Annotated in this window: 15 protein-coding genes; 5 read left to right on the forward strand and 10 right to left on the reverse strand. The window is 72.7% G+C overall.

What is annotated here, in order from left to right; genetic code table 11:
* Positions 1-44 precede the first annotated feature (44 nt).
* Positions 45-1,025, reverse strand: coding sequence for a type IV toxin-antitoxin system AbiEi family antitoxin domain-containing protein (locus JOE43_RS01200; protein WP_209514054.1), 981 nt, complete (start codon positions 1,023-1,025; stop codon positions 45-47).
* A 197-nt stretch (positions 1,026-1,222) separates the two neighbouring features.
* Positions 1,223-2,725, reverse strand: a complete 1,503-nt coding sequence (gene guaB, locus JOE43_RS01205) for an IMP dehydrogenase (protein WP_209514055.1) — start codon at positions 2,723-2,725, stop codon at positions 1,223-1,225.
* Between the two features lie 270 nt (positions 2,726-2,995).
* Between guaB and JOE43_RS01210 the strand changes: the two genes are divergently transcribed.
* From JOE43_RS01210 to JOE43_RS01225, 4 genes are all read left to right on the forward strand, one after another.
* Complete coding sequence (locus JOE43_RS01210) at positions 2,996-4,360, forward strand: branched-chain amino acid ABC transporter permease (protein ID WP_307803186.1); 1,365 nt, start codon at positions 2,996-2,998, stop codon at positions 4,358-4,360.
* A gap of 11 nt (positions 4,361-4,371) precedes the next feature.
* On the forward strand, positions 4,372-5,358 hold the full coding sequence (locus JOE43_RS01215; RefSeq protein WP_209514057.1) for a branched-chain amino acid ABC transporter permease: 987 nt from the start codon (positions 4,372-4,374) through the stop codon (positions 5,356-5,358).
* A 73-nt stretch (positions 5,359-5,431) separates the two neighbouring features.
* The gene (locus tag JOE43_RS01220; protein ID WP_167261366.1) at positions 5,432-6,499 is read left to right on the forward strand and encodes an ABC transporter ATP-binding protein; all 1,068 of its coding nucleotides are present in this window, start codon (positions 5,432-5,434) and stop codon (positions 6,497-6,499) included.
* Positions 6,500-6,516: 17 nt separating this feature from the next.
* Positions 6,517-7,284 (forward strand): ABC transporter ATP-binding protein, encoded by a 768-nt coding sequence (locus JOE43_RS01225; protein ID WP_374073166.1) that lies wholly within the window; start codon positions 6,517-6,519, stop codon positions 7,282-7,284.
* Positions 7,285-7,873: 589 nt separating this feature from the next.
* On the opposite strand, the gene JOE43_RS01230 is transcribed toward JOE43_RS01225, so the two are convergent.
* The 3 genes from JOE43_RS01230 to groES all read right to left on the reverse strand — a co-directional run bounded on the left by JOE43_RS01230 (position 7,874) and on the right by groES (position 10,842).
* Positions 7,874-9,214, reverse strand: coding sequence for an ABC transporter substrate-binding protein (locus tag JOE43_RS01230; protein ID WP_209514061.1), 1,341 nt, complete (start codon positions 9,212-9,214; stop codon positions 7,874-7,876).
* 177 nt (positions 9,215-9,391) lie between these two features.
* Positions 9,392-10,378: an EamA family transporter RarD gene (rarD, locus tag JOE43_RS01235; RefSeq protein ID WP_209514062.1), complete on the reverse strand. Its 987-nt coding sequence runs from the start codon at positions 10,376-10,378 to the stop codon at positions 9,392-9,394.
* 167 nt (positions 10,379-10,545) lie between these two features.
* A complete protein-coding gene (groES, locus tag JOE43_RS01240; protein WP_056057293.1) occupies positions 10,546-10,842 on the reverse strand; it encodes a co-chaperone GroES in 297 nt (98 codons plus the stop codon).
* Between the two features lie 144 nt (positions 10,843-10,986).
* Between groES and JOE43_RS01245 the strand changes: the two genes are divergently transcribed.
* Positions 10,987-12,174: a class I SAM-dependent methyltransferase gene (locus tag JOE43_RS01245; protein ID WP_192126639.1), complete on the forward strand. Its 1,188-nt coding sequence runs from the start codon at positions 10,987-10,989 to the stop codon at positions 12,172-12,174.
* A 112-nt stretch (positions 12,175-12,286) separates the two neighbouring features.
* Here JOE43_RS01245 and JOE43_RS01250 read toward each other — a convergent pair whose 3' ends face one another.
* From JOE43_RS01250 to tsaB, 5 genes are all read right to left on the reverse strand, one after another.
* Positions 12,287-13,291 (reverse strand): DUF4190 domain-containing protein, encoded by a 1,005-nt coding sequence (locus JOE43_RS01250; RefSeq protein WP_209514064.1) that lies wholly within the window; start codon positions 13,289-13,291, stop codon positions 12,287-12,289.
* 194 nt (positions 13,292-13,485) lie between these two features.
* Positions 13,486-13,890 (reverse strand): DUF4190 domain-containing protein, encoded by a 405-nt coding sequence (locus JOE43_RS01255; RefSeq protein WP_209514066.1) that lies wholly within the window; start codon positions 13,888-13,890, stop codon positions 13,486-13,488.
* A 77-nt stretch (positions 13,891-13,967) separates the two neighbouring features.
* Entirely contained in the window at positions 13,968-15,005 is a 1,038-nt protein-coding gene (gene tsaD, locus JOE43_RS01260; RefSeq protein WP_209518949.1) for a tRNA (adenosine(37)-N6)-threonylcarbamoyltransferase complex transferase subunit TsaD, read from the reverse strand.
* A gap of 68 nt (positions 15,006-15,073) precedes the next feature.
* The gene (rimI, locus tag JOE43_RS01265) at positions 15,074-15,580 is read right to left on the reverse strand and encodes a ribosomal protein S18-alanine N-acetyltransferase (RefSeq protein ID WP_307803187.1); all 507 of its coding nucleotides are present in this window, start codon (positions 15,578-15,580) and stop codon (positions 15,074-15,076) included.
* Positions 15,577-16,251 carry a tRNA (adenosine(37)-N6)-threonylcarbamoyltransferase complex dimerization subunit type 1 TsaB gene (gene tsaB / locus JOE43_RS01270; RefSeq protein WP_209514069.1) on the reverse strand — a complete coding sequence of 225 codons (675 nt, stop codon included), beginning with the start codon at positions 16,249-16,251 and terminating at the stop codon, positions 15,577-15,579. Before tsaB ends, rimI begins: the two co-directional genes overlap by 4 nt.
* Positions 16,252-16,275: the final 24 nt, after the last annotated feature.

Consider the following 16,275-nt stretch of genomic DNA (forward strand, 5'->3'; position numbering starts at 1 on the left):
GGCGCCCGCGGCGTCCGAGCACGGGCGAGTCCGACCCCGACGGTCTACGACGCTGGCCCGTGCCGGTCGGACTCGCCCGGACAGTGTCGACGGGGGGCGATGAGACCCGCCGCAGCCAGCCTCTCGGCGAGCCGACCGAGGTCGAGGGCGTCGTCCCATCCCCATCGGGCGAAGCCGTTCACCTCGGGCAGGCGTCGCACGGCGTTCTCGCGGTCCTTCTCGTCGAGGAGCGCCTCCTTCGACGAGCGCCCCGCCAACATGCCCTCGTCGTAGTACTTGTCGGTCCCGTCGGCTTCACCGGCCACTCCCTCGCTCGCCCACCAGAAGTCGAGGGTGGCGACGTGGCGACCCTCCTCGCGGAGGACGTGCTGGAGAGCCGGGTCGGCCAGCCCCAGGAGGCGGATGCCCACCCGGCTGACCGATTCGAGGGGCGATGCGGCGCGGGGATCGGCGAACTGGACGACCGCTCCGACCCGTCGTGCCCCGCGGCCCGTGCCTCGGGCCTCGAACTCCGCGAGGAGCTCGGCGCGCGTGACGAGACGGCGACGCAGGGCCTCGTCCGTCATGACGACGGCACGGAGGAACGTCTCGGTGAGGCAGACGTCGATCAGCGTCGTCGCCACGGAGGTCACGAGCACGCCCTGCACGACGTCGAGCCCGTCTCGGCCGACGGCCCGGGCGTGCTTGACGAAGCCGTGTTCACGGCGGCTGCCGCCCGCGGGCGGGACGAGGACGTGCACGGCGGCCCCGGGCGCTCCGACGACGGGGAGCCCGTGCAGCACGGCCGCGGACAGGTGGCTGACGACGACCTCCGAGCGGCACGAGGCCGCCGCCGCCACGGCGGTGGTCGCGTGGCGCTCCTCCACGCCCATCTCAGCCCAGACCGACGTCTCGACGTACGCCCCGCGGCGGACCCGCACGAGGACACCTCGGGCGTGGGACCGTCGGAGCATCGCCGGGTCGAGACCGAGCGAGGAGACGTCGCGACTGAGCAGGAGTCCGGGGCGGTGGACGGTGATGAGCATCCGCCCAGGATCGCCCGGGACGGCCAGCGGCTCCTCCCCCGGCGCCCCGCACGGGGACCGCGGGCCAGGCGCACCCCCTGGGAAGGGACGACCGCCCGGGACGACGACGGGCGAGTCCGAGCCGGGCGGGCGTCGACGGACGCCCGCTCGGGTCGAACTCGCCCGGGGTCGGCGAGGCGGGTGGGGGAGGCGGCGCGCTAGCGGCGGTAGTTGGGGGCCTCGACGACCATCTGCAGGTCGTGCGGGTGGCTCTCCTTGAGGCCGGCCGCGGTGATGCGGACGAACTTGCCCTTCATCTTCAGCTCGTCGACGGTGCGGCCGCCGACGTAGAACATCGACTGACGGAGGCCGCCGGTGAGCTGGTAGACCACGTTGCTCAGCGCGCCGCGGTAGGGCACCTGGCCCTCGACGCCCTCGGGGATGAGCTTGTCGTCGCTGGGGACGTCGGCCTGGAAGTACCTGTCCTTCGAGTACGACGTGTTCTTGCCGCGCGTCTGCATGGCGCCGAGCGAGCCCATGCCCCGGTACTTCTTGAACTGCTTGCCCGCGACGAAGACGAGGTCGCCGGGGCTCTCGTCGCAGCCGGCGAGCAGCGAGCCGAGCATGACCGTGTCGGCGCCGGCGACGAGCGCCTTCGCGATGTCGCCCGAGTACTGGAGGCCGCCGTCGGCGATGACCGGCACGCCGGCCTCGCGGGCCGCGAGCGACGCCTCGTAGACGGCGGTGACCTGCGGCACGCCGACGCCGGAGACGACGCGGGTCGTGCAGATCGACCCCGGCCCGACGCCGACCTTGATCGCGTCGGCACCGGCCTCGATGAGCGCCTCGGCGCCCGAGCGGGTCGCGACGTTGCCGCCGATGACGTCGACGGCGGCGAAGGTCGGGTCGGCCTTGATGCGCTTGATCATGTCGAGCTCGCCGGCGCTCTCGCCGTTGGCCGTGTCGACCACGAGCACGTCGACGCCGGCGTCGCGGAGGGCGCACGCGCGCTCCCACGCGTCGCCGAAGAAGCCGATCGCGGCGCCGACGCGGAGCCGGCCCTCGTCGTCCTTCGTGGCGTCGGGGTACTTCTCGCTCTTGTCGAAGTCCTTGACGGTGATCAGGCCGCGGAGCGCGCCCGCCTCGTCGACGAGCGGCAGCTTCTCGATCTTGTGCTGGGCGAAGATCGCGATCGCCGAGTCGGGGTCGACTCCCTCGGGGGCCGTGACGAGGGGGGCCTTCGTCATGACGTCGCGGACGAGCGTGGTCTCCATCTCGAAGGGCGAGACGAAGCGCATGTCGCGGTTGGTGATGATGCCGACGAGCGTGCCGTCCTCCTCGACGACCGGCAGGCCGGAGACGCGGAACTGGCCGCAGAGGGCGTCGACCTGGGCCACGGTGGCGTCGGGGGTGGTCGTCACCGGGTTGGTGATCATGCCCGACTCGCTGCGCTTGACCTTGTCGACGTGGGCCGCCTGGTCGGCGATCGAGAGGTTGCGGTGGATGATGCCGATGCCGCCCTGGCGCGCCATGGCGATGGCCATGCGCGACTCGGTCACGGTGTCCATCGCGGCGGAGAGGAGGGGGACGGCGACGCGGATGCGCTTCGTGAGGCGGGACGAGGTGTCGGCCTCGCTCGGGATCACGTCGGTGCGCCCCGGGAGGAGCATGACGTCGTCGTACGTGAGTCCGATGAATCCGAACGGATCCGGCTGGTCCATGAGTCCCCTTCGAAGGAGCGAGATGAGGTGGTCGGTGGCACCGGATCGCCGTCGACTCCGGTGCTCCATGTTAAGCCGCCCCGCGCCTCCCGAATTCCGCCCTCGGAGGACGCTTCCGTGCGTCGATGTCGCTATTTCGTAACGAATTGTCGTCATTGGCCTGTGTCCTGCACGAAACACGGCCGACACACAGCGAAAGTAGCGTCACCAACGACGGTCGCCAGCGGCACCCGGGGCATCGCCCCGACTGGCACCTGTCCAGGAGGTCCCGTGAAACCCGACACGACCATCGCAGGCAGAGCTCCGCTCCGCCCTGCCCTGATCGTCACCGTCCTCGCTCTGCTGCTCGGCCTCGCCGGCGCGTTCGTCTCGGTGACCCTGGCCCCCTCGGCCGCCCACGCGCAGGGCGGGGCCACGGCGTCCTGCCAGGCCGACGCGAGCACGGGCTGCATCCAGGGCAGCATCAGGACCTCCGACGGCGAGCCGGCCACCGGGGTCGTCGTCGACGTCACGGGCCCCGGGGGCTTCGAGGGCACGGCCGAGGTCGACGGCACCGGTCGCTGGGCCGTCCCCGTCACCGAGGCCGGCGAGTACGCCGTGCAGCTCGACGAGGAGTCGCTGCCCGACGGGCAGTTCCTCCGCAACGCCGAGACCGAGCGCAGCGTCGACGCGACGCTCGGCGCCAACAAGAGCGTGATCTTCCAGCTCACCCAGACCGAGGGAGAGGTCTCCGGCGCCGCCGCGTCCTCCTTCAACTGGGACCGCCTCGCGCAGCAGTTCGCCTCGGGCATCCGCCTCGGCCTGCTGCTCGCCCTCGCCGCGATCGGCCTCTCGCTGATCTACGGCACCACGGGCCTCAGCAGCTTCTCGCACGGCGAGCAGGTGACCCTCGGCGGGCTGCTCGCCTACGTCTTCGCCAACCAGCTCGGCATGAACATCTTCCTGGCCGCGACGATCACGGTGATCCTCTGCGCGGCCACCGGGTTCATCCAGGACTGGGCGATCTGGAAGCCGCTCCGACGGCGGGGCCTCAGCCTCACCCAGCTCATGATCGTCACGATCGGCCTGTCGATCGCCCTGCAGTACGCGTTCCAGTACTTCTTCGGCGCCGCGACCGTCCGCATCCAGACGGCCAACCCGACCACGGTCACCTTCGCGGGCGTCACGCTCACGGTGCAGTCGTACGTCGCGATGGGCATCTCGGTCGTCGTGCTCGTGCTCACCGGCCTCTTCCTCACGAAGACCCGCACCGGCCGCGCCACCCGCGCCGTCTCCGACAACCCCGCCCTCGCGGCGGCGTCGGGCATCGACGTCGACCGCATCATCCGCCTCGTCTGGACGGTCGCGGCGGGCCTCGCCGGGCTCTCCGGCGTCATGCTCGGCCTCGTGCTCAACGGCGTCAACTGGATGACCGGCCTGCAGATCCTGCTGCTCATGTTCGCGGCGGTCACGCTCGGCGGGCTCGGCACCTCGTTCGGCGCCCTGGCCGGCTCGCTCATCATCGGCGTCATCGTCGAGCTGACCAACCTGGTGCTGCCGGGTGACTTCAAGTACGCCACCGCGCTGCTGATCCTGATCGTGATCCTGCTGTTCCGTCCGCAGGGCATCTTCGGTCGCGCCGAGCGGATCGGTTAAGGGGACAACACATGGACTACGTCATCGACCTCATCCGCCAGCTCACCGGCGAGGCGCTCGCCCCGACCACGGCCGCGTTCGCGATCGCCGCGATCGGCCTCAACATCCACTTCGGCTTCACAGGCCTCATCAACATGGGCCAGGCGGCCTTCCTGCTGCTCGGCGCCTACGGCTTCGCCATCTCGCTGACCAGCGGCCTGCCCCTCGGGCTCGCGGTGCTGATCGGCATGGCCTGCGGCCTCGTCTTCGCGCTCATCCTCGGCGTCCCGACGCTGAAGCTGAGGGGCGACTACCTCGCCATCGTCACCATCTGCGCGGCGGAGATCATCCGCATGGTCGGCCGGTCGAGCATCCTCACCGACGTGACCGGCGGCTCGAACGGCATCACCGGCTCGTCGTACCGCGACCCCTTCACGGCGCTCTCCCCCCTGCCCGACGGGCAGACCACCGTGCTCTGGTTCACGTACGACAACAACGGCGTCAACGGCTGGTGGATCCGCATCGTGGCCTGGGCGCTCGTGGCCCTGCTCTGCGCCATCGTCTTCCTGCTCAGCCGCAGCCCCTGGGGCCGCGTGCTGAAGGGCATCCGCGAGGACGAGGACGCCGTGCGCAGCCTCGGCAAGAACGTCTTCTCGTACAAGATGCAGGCGCTCGTCTTCGGCGGCGTGATCGGGTCGTTGGCGGGCATCATCTACGTGCTGCCCTCGTCGGTGCAGCCCGACGCCCTCGGTCGCTCGACGACGTTCTTCATCTGGACGGCGCTCCTGCTCGGCGGCGCGGCAACGGTCTTCGGCCCGGTGCTCGGCGCGATCCTGTTCTTCGTCGTCCGCCTGCTCATCCGCACCCTGGCCGGCGACTTCATCCCCGCGAGCATCATGAGCAACCAGCAGGCCGACCAGTTCTCGTACGTGCTCGTCGGCGTCGCCCTGATGTGCCTGATCATCTTCCGACCGCAGGGAATCCTCGGCAACAAGAAGGAGCTGTCGTTCAGTGTCTGAGACCACGACCACCGGCACGGCCGGAGCCCCCGCGGGCCGAGACCGCAAGCCCGGCTACGACTACGACCGCGCCGTGCTGCGCCAGAAGCTCACGACCGTCGGGCGCACGCCCGGCTCGTCGAAGCCCGACCCCATCCTCACCGTCGACAACGTCGTGCGCCGCTTCGGCGGCATGACCGCCGTCGACGTCGGGCACGTCGAGGTGCAGCGCGGGGCGATCACCGCCCTGATCGGCCCGAACGGCGCCGGCAAGACGACGTTCTTCAACCTGCTCACCGGCTTCGACAAGGCGTCCTCCGCCCCGACCGCGTTCAAGCGCGGCGAGGGCACGGCGAAGTGGGTCTTCGACGGCAAGCCGATGGGCAACGTCGGCGCCGCCAAGGTGGCCAGGGCCGGCATGGTGCGCACCTTCCAGCTGACGAAGGCGCTCTCGCGCCTCACCGTGATGGAGAACATGCTGCTCGGCGCCCGCGACCAGCCGGGCGAGAACTTCTTCGTCGGCATCGTGCCCCCGCTCTGGAAGGCCCGCGAGCGTGAGATCACCGTCAAGGCGGAGGAGCTGCTCGCGCGCTTCAAGCTGCTCGAGAAGAAGGACGACTACGCCGGCAGCCTCTCCGGCGGCCAGCGCAAGCTGCTCGAGATGGCCCGCGCGCTGATGAGCGACCCCGAGATGATCATGCTCGACGAGCCGATGGCCGGCGTGAACCCGGCGCTGACGCAGTCGCTGCTCGGCCACATCCAGTCGCTGCGCGACGACGGCACGACCGTGCTCTTCGTCGAGCACGACATGCACATGGTGCGGCACATCAGCGACTGGGTGATCGTCATGGCAGAGGGCAAGGTCGTGGCCGAGGGCCCGGCCGACACCGTCATGGACGACCAGGCCGTCATCGACGCCTACCTCGGCGCGCACCACGACACCGACCTCGGCGACGACTCGCTGCTCACCGACGAGGCGTTCGACCAGATCGAGGAGGAGGTGGCGGCGGAGGACGCGGCCCGCGAGGGCGACCCGACCCGCGCCTCCTCGACCACCACCGCGGGCGGCGTCGCCGGGCGCGACCTGCCGGGCTCGCCCGACCCCTCCACCCCCACCGCGACGAACGCGGCCGACGACCAGCAGAGCGGAGACAGGGCATGAGCGCCTCGACGACGGAGATGCACCCCGGCACCGAGAAGTTCGCCGGCACCGAGCCGATCATGAACGCCAGCGGCCTCGTGGCCGGCTACCTGCCGGGGGTGAACATCCTCAACGGCTGCGACCTGGTCTGTTACCCGGGCGAGCTGATCGGCATCATCGGCCCGAACGGCGCCGGCAAGTCGACCCTGCTCAAGGCCCTGTTCGGCCTCGTGAAGATCCACGAGGGCAGCGTGACGCTCGGCGGCGAGGACATCACGAACCTCAAGGCCAACAAGCTCGTGCAGGCCGGCGTCGGCTTCGTGCCGCAGACGAACAACGTCTTCCCGTCGCTGACCATCGAGGAGAACCTGCAGATGGGCATGTTCCTCCGCCCGAAGGCCTTCGCGGAGCGGCTCGAGTACATCTACGACCTCTTCCCCGTGCTCGGCGACCGTCGGGGCCAGCGCGCTGGCTCGCTCTCGGGCGGAGAGCGCCAGTCGGTCGCCATGGCTCGGGCGCTGATGATGGACCCGAAGGTGCTGCTGCTCGACGAGCCGTCGGCGGGTCTCTCGCCGGTGCGCCAGGACGAGACCTTCATCCGGACCCGCCGCATCAACAAGGCCGGCGTCTCGGTGATCATGGTCGAGCAGAACGCCCGCCGCTGCCTGCAGATCTGCGACCGCGGCTACGTGCTCGACCAGGGCCGCAACGCCTACTCGGGCACCGGCCGCGAGCTCGCCGACGACCCGAAGGTGATCGAGCTGTACCTCGGCACGCTCGCGAAGGACGTCGACGAGACGCACTGAGCCCGGCGCCGAGCGCCCCGAGGGCCCCCACGCTGCGGCGTGGGGGCCCTCGGGCGTCGTGGGGGGGGCTCGTGTGACGGGAGGCTCGTGCGGCGGGGGGCGCTGGGCCTGCGGGAGGCGCGGTGCCGGTCCCGCGCACACCGCGCCTCCCTGCGGCCCTCGCTGCGGATCGTGGCCGGTGCGGCGGGTCGGCGTCACTCCCGGCGGGCCCGCGCCGGCCCGCCCCGGAGGACACCGACCCGCCGCACCCGGGGCTCTGCCGTGGAACGCGAGCGATCCGTCGGGCGCCGACGCAGGAAGGCGGGCCGCCGAACCGCCGCAGCACGGATCACGCTCAAATTCGAGAGCAGGGGGCTGGAGGAGGCGCGGAGTCCGTCCCGCGCACACCGCGCCTCCCGCAGCAGGCCCTCGGTGGTGGACCGTGGCCGAAGCGGCGGGTCCCCGTCACCCCCGGCGGGTCAGCGCCCACCCGCCCAGGAGGACACGGCCCGCCGCACACGCCTGCACCGCACCCCGGGCACCGCACACGGAGAAGGCCCCGACGCCGGAGCGTCGGGGCCTTCAGGGTGCAGCAGGTGCCGCGGTCGGGCTAGTCGCCCGCGGTGCCCTCGACGGCCGTCTGGTAGACGGGCTTGTTGTCGCCGTCGAACTGGTAGATGCCGATGAAGGCCGACGACGGGTCGTTCTTGTCGTCGAACGGGCCGATGCCGGAGGGGCCGGTGTAGTGGATGTCGCCGCCGCCGTCGAGCGCGGTGACGCACTCCTCGAAGGTCGAGCACTCCGTGCCGTCGGTCGCGCCGGAGACCCCGGCCATGTTGGCCTGGATCGTGCCGGCGTCGGTGCCGCCGCCCTTCACCGCGGCGAGCGCGGCGAGGATGGTGGCGTCGTAGGACTCCTGTGCGTACGAGTAGTCGGCGAGGGGGCTGCCGGCCGTGCGCTGGTAGAAGTCGCTGAAGCGGGCCTGCAGGTCGGTCGACGGGAACGCGCCGGGGATGGTGCCCTTGGCGCCCTCGAGGGTGCCCGGGTCGAAGTCCTCGCTGTAGTCGGCCGTGTTGCCGTCCGACATGTAGACCTTGCTCATGTCCCAGCCCTGCGAGACGAGCTCGGGCACGATCGACGCGGTCTCGTCGAAGGCGAGGATGACGATGGCGTCGGGGTCGGCGCCGATCGCCGCGGTCACCTCGGACGAGAACGTGGTCTGGCCGGGCGGGAACTCCTGGCCCTCGCCCTCGGCGCCGTAGACCACGGTGCCGCCGGAGGACTCGATCGAGGCCTGGGTCGAGTTGCGGAGGCCGGTGCCGTAGGTGTCGTTGAAGACGATGAACGCGACGTTGGCGTTGCCGTCGTCGACGATCTGCTGGCCGAGCGCCGAGCCCTGGACGGAGTCCGGCGGCGCGGTGCGGAAGTAGTACGACGAGTAGCCGCTGAGGTCGGTCGCCGTGTTGGCGGGCGAGATCTGCACGATGCAGGCCGCGGTGATCTGGTCGATGACGTTCAGCGTGACGCTGGAGGACTCCGCGCCGATGGCGACGGGCACCTTGGCGTCGATCAGCTGCGTCGCTGCGGCGCTCGAGACGGTGAGGTCGTTGCTGTCGCCCGAGTCGGTGCTGGGGTCGATCGTGACGTCCTGGCCGAGCACGCCGCCGGCGGCGTTGATGTCCTCGACGGCGAGGCCGACGCCGGACTCGGCGGGCGGGTTGAGGTACGCGAGGGTACCCGTGCTCGGCAGGATGGTGCCGATGCGGAGAGCGTCCTGGCTGGGGCTGCTGGGCGCCTCGCAGGCGGCAGCGGGGTCGGTCTTCGCCGACGCCGACGCGCTCGACGAGGAGGTGTCGTCGCTGGGCGTCGAGGTGGACGAACAAGCGGCGAGGAGGACGGAGGCGGCTCCTGCGAGCGCCAGAGCCTTCAGCCCTTTGGTGGATCGGATCATCCGTGGTCCCTTTCTGGAAGCGCGTGCAGCCGGACCGCCACTAGGCAGACGGTCCTCGCGATTGAGAAGAAACTAGGGCTCGATTGTTTCCGGCGCGTGTTCTGGTCGTCACTCAGGGGTTTCGTTAGCAATTCGTGACATGCCCTCAGGAGGCGCGGTGCGGGCCCCCGACGGGGGTCACGCCACAGCGGGCCTCGGTCGCGCCCGGCGGCTCGCCGACACCATGTCGACGGTCAGCACCACGAGGGCGACCCAGACGATCGCGAAGCCGACCCAGCGGCTGGTCGGCATCTGCTCGTGCAGCAGGACGACGCCGACGACGAACTGCAGCACCGGTGCGAGGTACTGGGTGAGCCCGATCGTCGCGAGGGGCAGCCGTCGGGCAGCGGCCGCGAAGAGCAGCAGCGGCACCGCGGTGACGACGCCCGAGCTGATCACCGTCAGCGTGTGCAGCACGCTCACCGAGCCGAACACGACGCCGCCGTCGACGCCGGTCGCGGCGATCACGACGAGGGCGACGGCCGCGACGGGCGCGACCGCGAGGGTCTCGAGGGTGAGGCCGCTGACGGCGTCGACCCGTCCGCCCATCTGCTTCTTGACGAGCCCGTAGGCGCCGAACGAGAAGGCCATGATCAGCGACGCCCACGGCACGCCGCCGGTGCCGAGGGCGATCACGACGACCGCGACGGCGCTGAGGCCGATGGCGGCCCACTGGGCGGGCCGGAGGCGCTCCCGCAGCACGACGACGGCGAGCAGCACGGTGACGATCGGGTTGATGAAGTAGCCGAGGGCCGCCTCGACCACGTGCCCGGCGAGCGTCGCGACGATGAAGGTCGTCCAGTTGACGACGATGAGCACGCCCGCGAGGGCCATCGGCGCGACGACGCGCCCCTGGCGCAGCAGCGCGAGGAAGGCCGGGAAGCCCCGTGTGACGGCGAGCAGCACCAGGCAGAACGCCAACGAGAAGAGGATGCGCCACGAGACGATCTCGAACGGACCGGACGGCGACATGAGCAGGAAGAAGATCGGCAGCACGCCCCACAGGCCGTAGGCGCTGACCGCGTAGGCGAGGCCGGAGCCGGCTCGCTCGACGGGGCTCGAGGCCCGGACCGGCCCGCCGGGCTCGACGGAGGCGGAGGAGGCGCGGGCACGGTCGTCGGTCACGTCACGACTCTAGGGCGAGCCCCCGTCGCCGACCGGCCCGGTGCTGCCGTCGACCGTGCCGCTCCTGCCGATCTCGCGCACGGCCCGGTCGTCGAGGCGCGCCCCGGGCACGACGAAGGCCCCCGCCGTGTGGCGGGGGCCTCCGGGTGGAGCAGGGTGTCGACCGACTAGCGGACGATGACGGCGAGCACGTCGCGGGCCGAGAGGACGAGGTAGTCCTGGCCGTCGTACTTGACCTCGGTTCCGCCGTACTTGCTGTAGATGACCTTGTCGCCGACGGCGACGTCGAGCGGGACGCGGTTGCCGTTGTCGTCGATGCGACCCGGCCCGACCGCCACGACCTCGCCCTCCTGGGGCTTCTCCTTGGCGGTGTCGGGGATCACGAGGCCGGAAGCCGTGGTCTGCTCGGCTTCGACCTGCTGGATGACGATGCGATCTTCGAGCGGCTTGATGGAGACCGACACGGTTGACCTCTGCTTTCTCGGAACTTCGTAGAACGTGGGGTGGCACTCACCACGTGCGAGTGCCAGGAACAACTGTAGGGGCCCGCTGGCACTCGGTCAACACGAGTGCCAGCGGCACGGCGCCGATGCGCGAGACTGGAGCCCATGGACACCACCGAGCTGCTCGAGATCCTCTCGCCCGAGGGGCTCCGGCTGCTCGACTCGCTGCCGGCGCGGCGGAGCGACGACGACGTCGTCGGCACGGTCGCGGCGCTCCGCAAGCAGGGCCACTCCCCCGCGCTCGTCGCCGCGGTGCTGAGCCAGGCGCGGCTCCGGGGGCGCGCCGTCGCCAAGTTCGGCGACTTCGCCAGCCGCATGCTCTTCACGGAGGCGGGCCTCGAACAGGCCACGCGCCTCCCCGTGGCCGCCCGGCACGCCGGCCGGTTCCGCGCCGCCGGGGCCCGGCGGGTCGCCGACCTGGGCTGCGGCATCGGGGGCGACGCGATGGCCCTGGCGGCCCTCGAGCTCGACGTGCTCGCGGTCGAGCGCGACGAGGTCACCGCCGCCGTCGCCGCCTACAACCTCGCCCCCTGGTCGGGCGCCCGCGTCGAGCACGCCGACGCCGCCGACGTCGACCTCGCGGGCGTCGACGCCGTCTTCCTCGACCCGGCCCGGCGCACGGCCGGGCACAGCGGCACGAAGCGCCTCGCCGACCCGGCCGACTGGTCGCCCTCGCTCGACGTCGCCTTCGGGCACGCCGAGCACCGCCCGACCGGAGTCAAGCTCGGCCCCGGCATCGACCGCGAGCTGCTGCCCGCCGACGCGGAGTGCCAGTGGATCTCCGTCGACCGCGAGGTCGTCGAGCTCGGCGTCTGGTTCGGGGCGCTCGCGCGGCCCGGCGTGGGGCGGTCCGCCCTCGTGGTCACCGCCTCCGGCACCGCCGAGCTCACCGCCCCCGCCGACTCCGACGACGTGGAGGTGGGCGATCTCGGCGAGTGGCTCTACGAGCCCGACGGCGCCGTCATCCGGGCCCGCCTGATCGGCGACCTCGCCCGGAGCCTCGGCGCCCGGACGGTGAGCCGCGACATCGCCTACCTCACCTCTGACACGCCGGTCGAGACGCCCTTCGCCCAGGTGTTCCGCGTGGTCGAGGCCCTGCCCCTCGACGAGAAGACCCTCAAGCGCGAGCTGCGCGCCCGGGGCGTCGGCCGCCTCGAGATCAAGAAGCGCGGGGTCGACGTCGACCCCGCCGCGTTCCGCAAGCGCCTCTCGCTGCAGGGCACGGGCTCGGCGACGCTGGTGCTGACGCGGGTCGCCGGGCGGCACACGGCCCTGCTCTGCGAGCGCGTCTGACCCGCACGACGACGGTCCCCGCACGACGACGGCCGCCGCACCGAGGTGCGACGGCCGAGGTCGTCAGGAGGCGCGGGCCGGGCGGTGAGCACCGCCTCCGGCCCGCCTCGGGTCAGTACCCGTAGTAGCTGCTGTCGGCGACGCTGCTGAAGAAGGTGGCCCAGCCGATCCAGACCACGATCGCGAGGCCGATGCCCGCGTAGCCGACGATCAGGCCGGTCAGCCAGAACCCGCGCGAGCGGGGCTCGCGCTTCTGGGCGATGTGGCCGAGCACGACGCCCGCGATCGAGAAGATGATCCCGGCGCCGAAGGTGACGACGAGGATCGTGATGAAGGCGCCGAAGATCGACCCGATCATCGCGAGCAGGCTGAGCACGCTCGACGGCTTGGTGGGGCCGGCCGAGGCGTAGGGGGCGTAGGGCGAGCCGTAGGGATGCTGCTGCGGGGCGCCGTAGGGCTGGCCGTACTGCTGCTGCGGCTGGCCGTACTGCTGCTGCGGCTGGCCGTAGGGGCCGGGCTGCTGCGGCTGACCGTACGGGCCCTGCTGCGGCGGCTGCTGCCCGTACTGCCCCTGCTGCGGCTGCTGCCCGTACTGCTGCGAGCCCGGCTGGCCGGGCGCCGCCGGGCCGGACGGCGCGGCGTAGCCGGGCCGCGGCGGCTGGGGAGCACCGTACGGCGCGGACGCGGGGGCCCCGTAGGGAGCCGACTGCGGGGCACCCTGCGCCGGCGCGCCGTAGGGCGCCGACTGCGGAGCACCCTGCGCCTGCGCCGGGGCACCGTAAGGCGCGGACTGCGGGGCACCCTGCGCCGGGGCACCGTCCGGCGCCGGCTGCGGGGCGCCGTACGGCGCCGACGGCGCACCGCCCTGCGCTGAGCCCGGCTGGGGCGCCGCGAACGGCGACCGCTGCGGGGCCGGCGTCTGCCCCGGGGCGACGAACGGGTCGTGGGCGGGGCGCGCGGCGGGCTGCGAGGCGGCGCCGGGGAAGGAGGTGGGGGGCAGCGGCGGCGACTGCTGGTCGCCCGCGGGTGCGGGCGGAGGCGTCGGTGCCGAGGCGGGCGTCGGCCCGGACTGCGGTGCGCGCCCGGACTGCTCGGGGGTGGTGTCGTCGGTGGCCATCAGGAGCCTTTCGCGTGCGGGCGGCGGAGCATCGGTGGAGTCGCGGTGCGGTGTCGCAGATCAGGTGCGGTGCCGTGCGGTGTCGCCGCGGACCAGGTGGACCGGACGGACGACGGGGCCCACGCCGTCGGCGTGGACCCCGTCATCGTATCGACGCCTCCGATGAGGCAGCCATGAAGCCCGTGGGCGTCGTCTCAGTACGTCGAGTAGTCGAGCTGGCCCGAGGTGGCGAGCGCTCCGAAGAGGACGGCCAGGCCGACGGCCAGCAGGATGTAGCCGACGAGCACGACGTAGCCGAGGATGGTGCCCCAGAGCGCCATGCCGCGCCCCTCCTCGCCCGTCTTCTTGATCTGGCTGAGCGAGATGTGCCCGACGATGATGGCGGGGATGCTCGTGATCGCCGTGAAGAACCCGGCGATGCCGAGGATGAGGGCGATCAGCGCGAGGGTGTTGCGGGGCGCCGGGCCGTAGCCCTGCCCGGTCGGGGCCCGGTAGCCCTGGCCGACGGGGGCTCCGTAGGCCGGCGGCTGCTGGCCCGAGGGCGTGCCGTAGCTGTCCTTCTGCGGCTGGCCCTGGGGGGCCGGGTACTGGTCGGTCATGTCCCGTGGTCTCCTCGTCGTGCGCCGGCTCGTGCCGGTGGTCTGGTCCGGACGATGCTACCGGCAGCGCCCCCGGCTCAGACCGCCTGCACCACGGTGACCGGCAGCGTCGAGTCGGCGCCGAAGTCGAGCGGCGAGGGCGCGTGGCCGCGGGCCACCAGCTGGGCCCCCAGGGCGGCGATCATCGCCCCGTTGTCGGTGCAGAGCGAGAGCGGGGGCACGCGCAGCTCGACGCCCGCCGCCGCGCAGCGCTCGGCCGCCAGCGCGCGGACCCGGGCGTTGGCCACGACCCCGCCGCCGAGCAGCAGCCGCGGCACGCCCCGGTCGGCGCAGGCGGCGAGCGCCTTCGTGAGGAGCACGTCGGCGACGGCCTCGCGGAAGCTCGCGGCCACGTCGGCGACGGGCACCTCGAGCCCCTCGTCGCGACGACGCTCGACCCAGCGGGCGACCGCGGTCTTCAGCCCCGAGAACGAGAAGTCGTACCGGTGCCGCACGAGGTCCTTCGGCAGCGTCAGCCCGCGCGGGAACCGGATCGCGGCGGGGTCGCCCTCGGCCGCCACCCGGTCGATCTGCGGCCCGCCGGGGTAGGGCAGGCCGAGCAGGCGGGCGACCTTGTCGAACGCCTCGCCCGCGGCGTCGTCGATGGTCTCGCCGAGCAGCTCGACGTCGTCGACGAGGTCGCGCACGTGCAGCAGCGAGGTGTGGCCCCCTGAGACGAGCAGCGCGATCGTCGGCAGCTCGAGGTCGCTGCCGTCCTCGCGCAGCACGTCGGCGCCGACGTGCCCCACGAGGTGGTTGACCGCGTAGAGGGGCGTGCCGGTGGCGAGCGCGAGGGCCTTCGCCGCGCCGACGCCGACCATCAGGGCCCCGGCGAGCCCGGGGCCGCTCGTGACCGCGATCGCGTCGAGCTCGGCGAGCGTGACGTCGGCCTCGGCGAGCGCGGCGCGCAGCGCCGGCTCCATCGCCTCGAGGTGGGCGCGGGCCGCGACCTCGGGCACGACGCCGCCGTACCGGGCGTGCTCGTCCATCGACGACGAGATGACGTTGGCGAGCAGGGTCGTGCCGCGCACGATGCCCACGCCGGTCTCGTCGCAGCTGGTCTCGATGCCGAGCACGAGCGGCCCGGCGTCGACGGACGCGGGCGCGGACGCGGCGGACGGTGCCGGGGAGGCGGTGGTGGCGGTCACGGGGTCGGCTCGCTCTCGGTCGCGGCCGGCCGGGTCTCGGTCGGCGGAACGGTCAGGCGCATCACGACGGCGTCGACGCCGTCGGGCATGTAGTAGCGGGGGCGGACGGCGATGGCCTCGAAGCCGGCGGTCTCGTAGAGGTGCTGCGCTCCCGGGTTGTCGGCCCGCACCTCCAGGAACACCTCGCGGGCGCCGCGCCGCCGGGCCTCGGCGACGAGCTGGGTCAGCAGGGTGCGCCCCAGGCCGCGGCCGCGCGCGCCGGGGACGACCGCGATGGTCTGCACGTCGGCGTCGGGGGCCCCGGGCAGCGAGAGCAGCCCGGCGTAACCCTCGACGACGGTGTCGTCGGCCTCGGGAGTGGCGACGAGGTAGTAGCCGTCGCGCGACGCGAGCTCGTGCGCCATGCCGCTCCGCGACCACGCGTCGGTGGCGAAGACCGACGTCTCGATCGCCATGACCGCGTCGAGGTCGTCGACGTCGGCCCGGCGCAGCTGCCAGCTCACCGGCCGACCGGCTTCGGCCCCGCCGAGGGCGTCACGTCGGGCTCGCGGAGGTAGAGCGGCTCGGGCGCCGCGAAGGCGCGGCCGTGCTCGAACAGGCGCTCGGCGAGCATGCCGAGGGCCGCCGCCGAGACCACGGTCGCGTCGGGGTCGGTGCGGGGCGACCCCGAGGAGGCGCCCGTCGCGTCGTCGAGGTCGGCCGGGCGCACCAGCGCGGGCCCGTCGAGCAGCACGGGCAGGCCGTCGTCGTCGAGCCCGGCCCACGCGCTCCAGGCCACCTCGCGGCGACGCGCGTCGGTGAGGACGACGAGGGGCGAGTCGAGGCGGCCGCCGGCCTCGGCGACGTCGCGCCCGGCCTCCGCGGAGAGCCTCTCGAAGGCGACCGCGTCGTGGCTGCCGACCGCGAGGCAGGGCACCCCGGCGCCGAAGGCGAAGGCCCGCGCGGCGACGATGCCGACGCGCAGCCCGGTGAACGGCCCGGGGCCGACGCCGGCAACGACCGCGCTGAGGCGGGAGGGCTCGACGCCCGCGACCCGGAGGGCCTCGTCGATCAGGGTGCCGATCACCTCGGCGTGCCGCCGGGTGTCGGCGACCGCGCACTCGGCGAGCACGCCGCCGTCACGGTCGACCACGGCGACGGCCGAGCCGGCGGAGGTGTCGATGGCCAGGATCACGCACCGATCGTACGCGGTCCCGGG

The organism is Frigoribacterium sp. PvP121, assembly GCF_017833115.1.
Taxonomy (GTDB): domain Bacteria; phylum Actinomycetota; class Actinomycetes; order Actinomycetales; family Microbacteriaceae; genus Frigoribacterium; species Frigoribacterium endophyticum.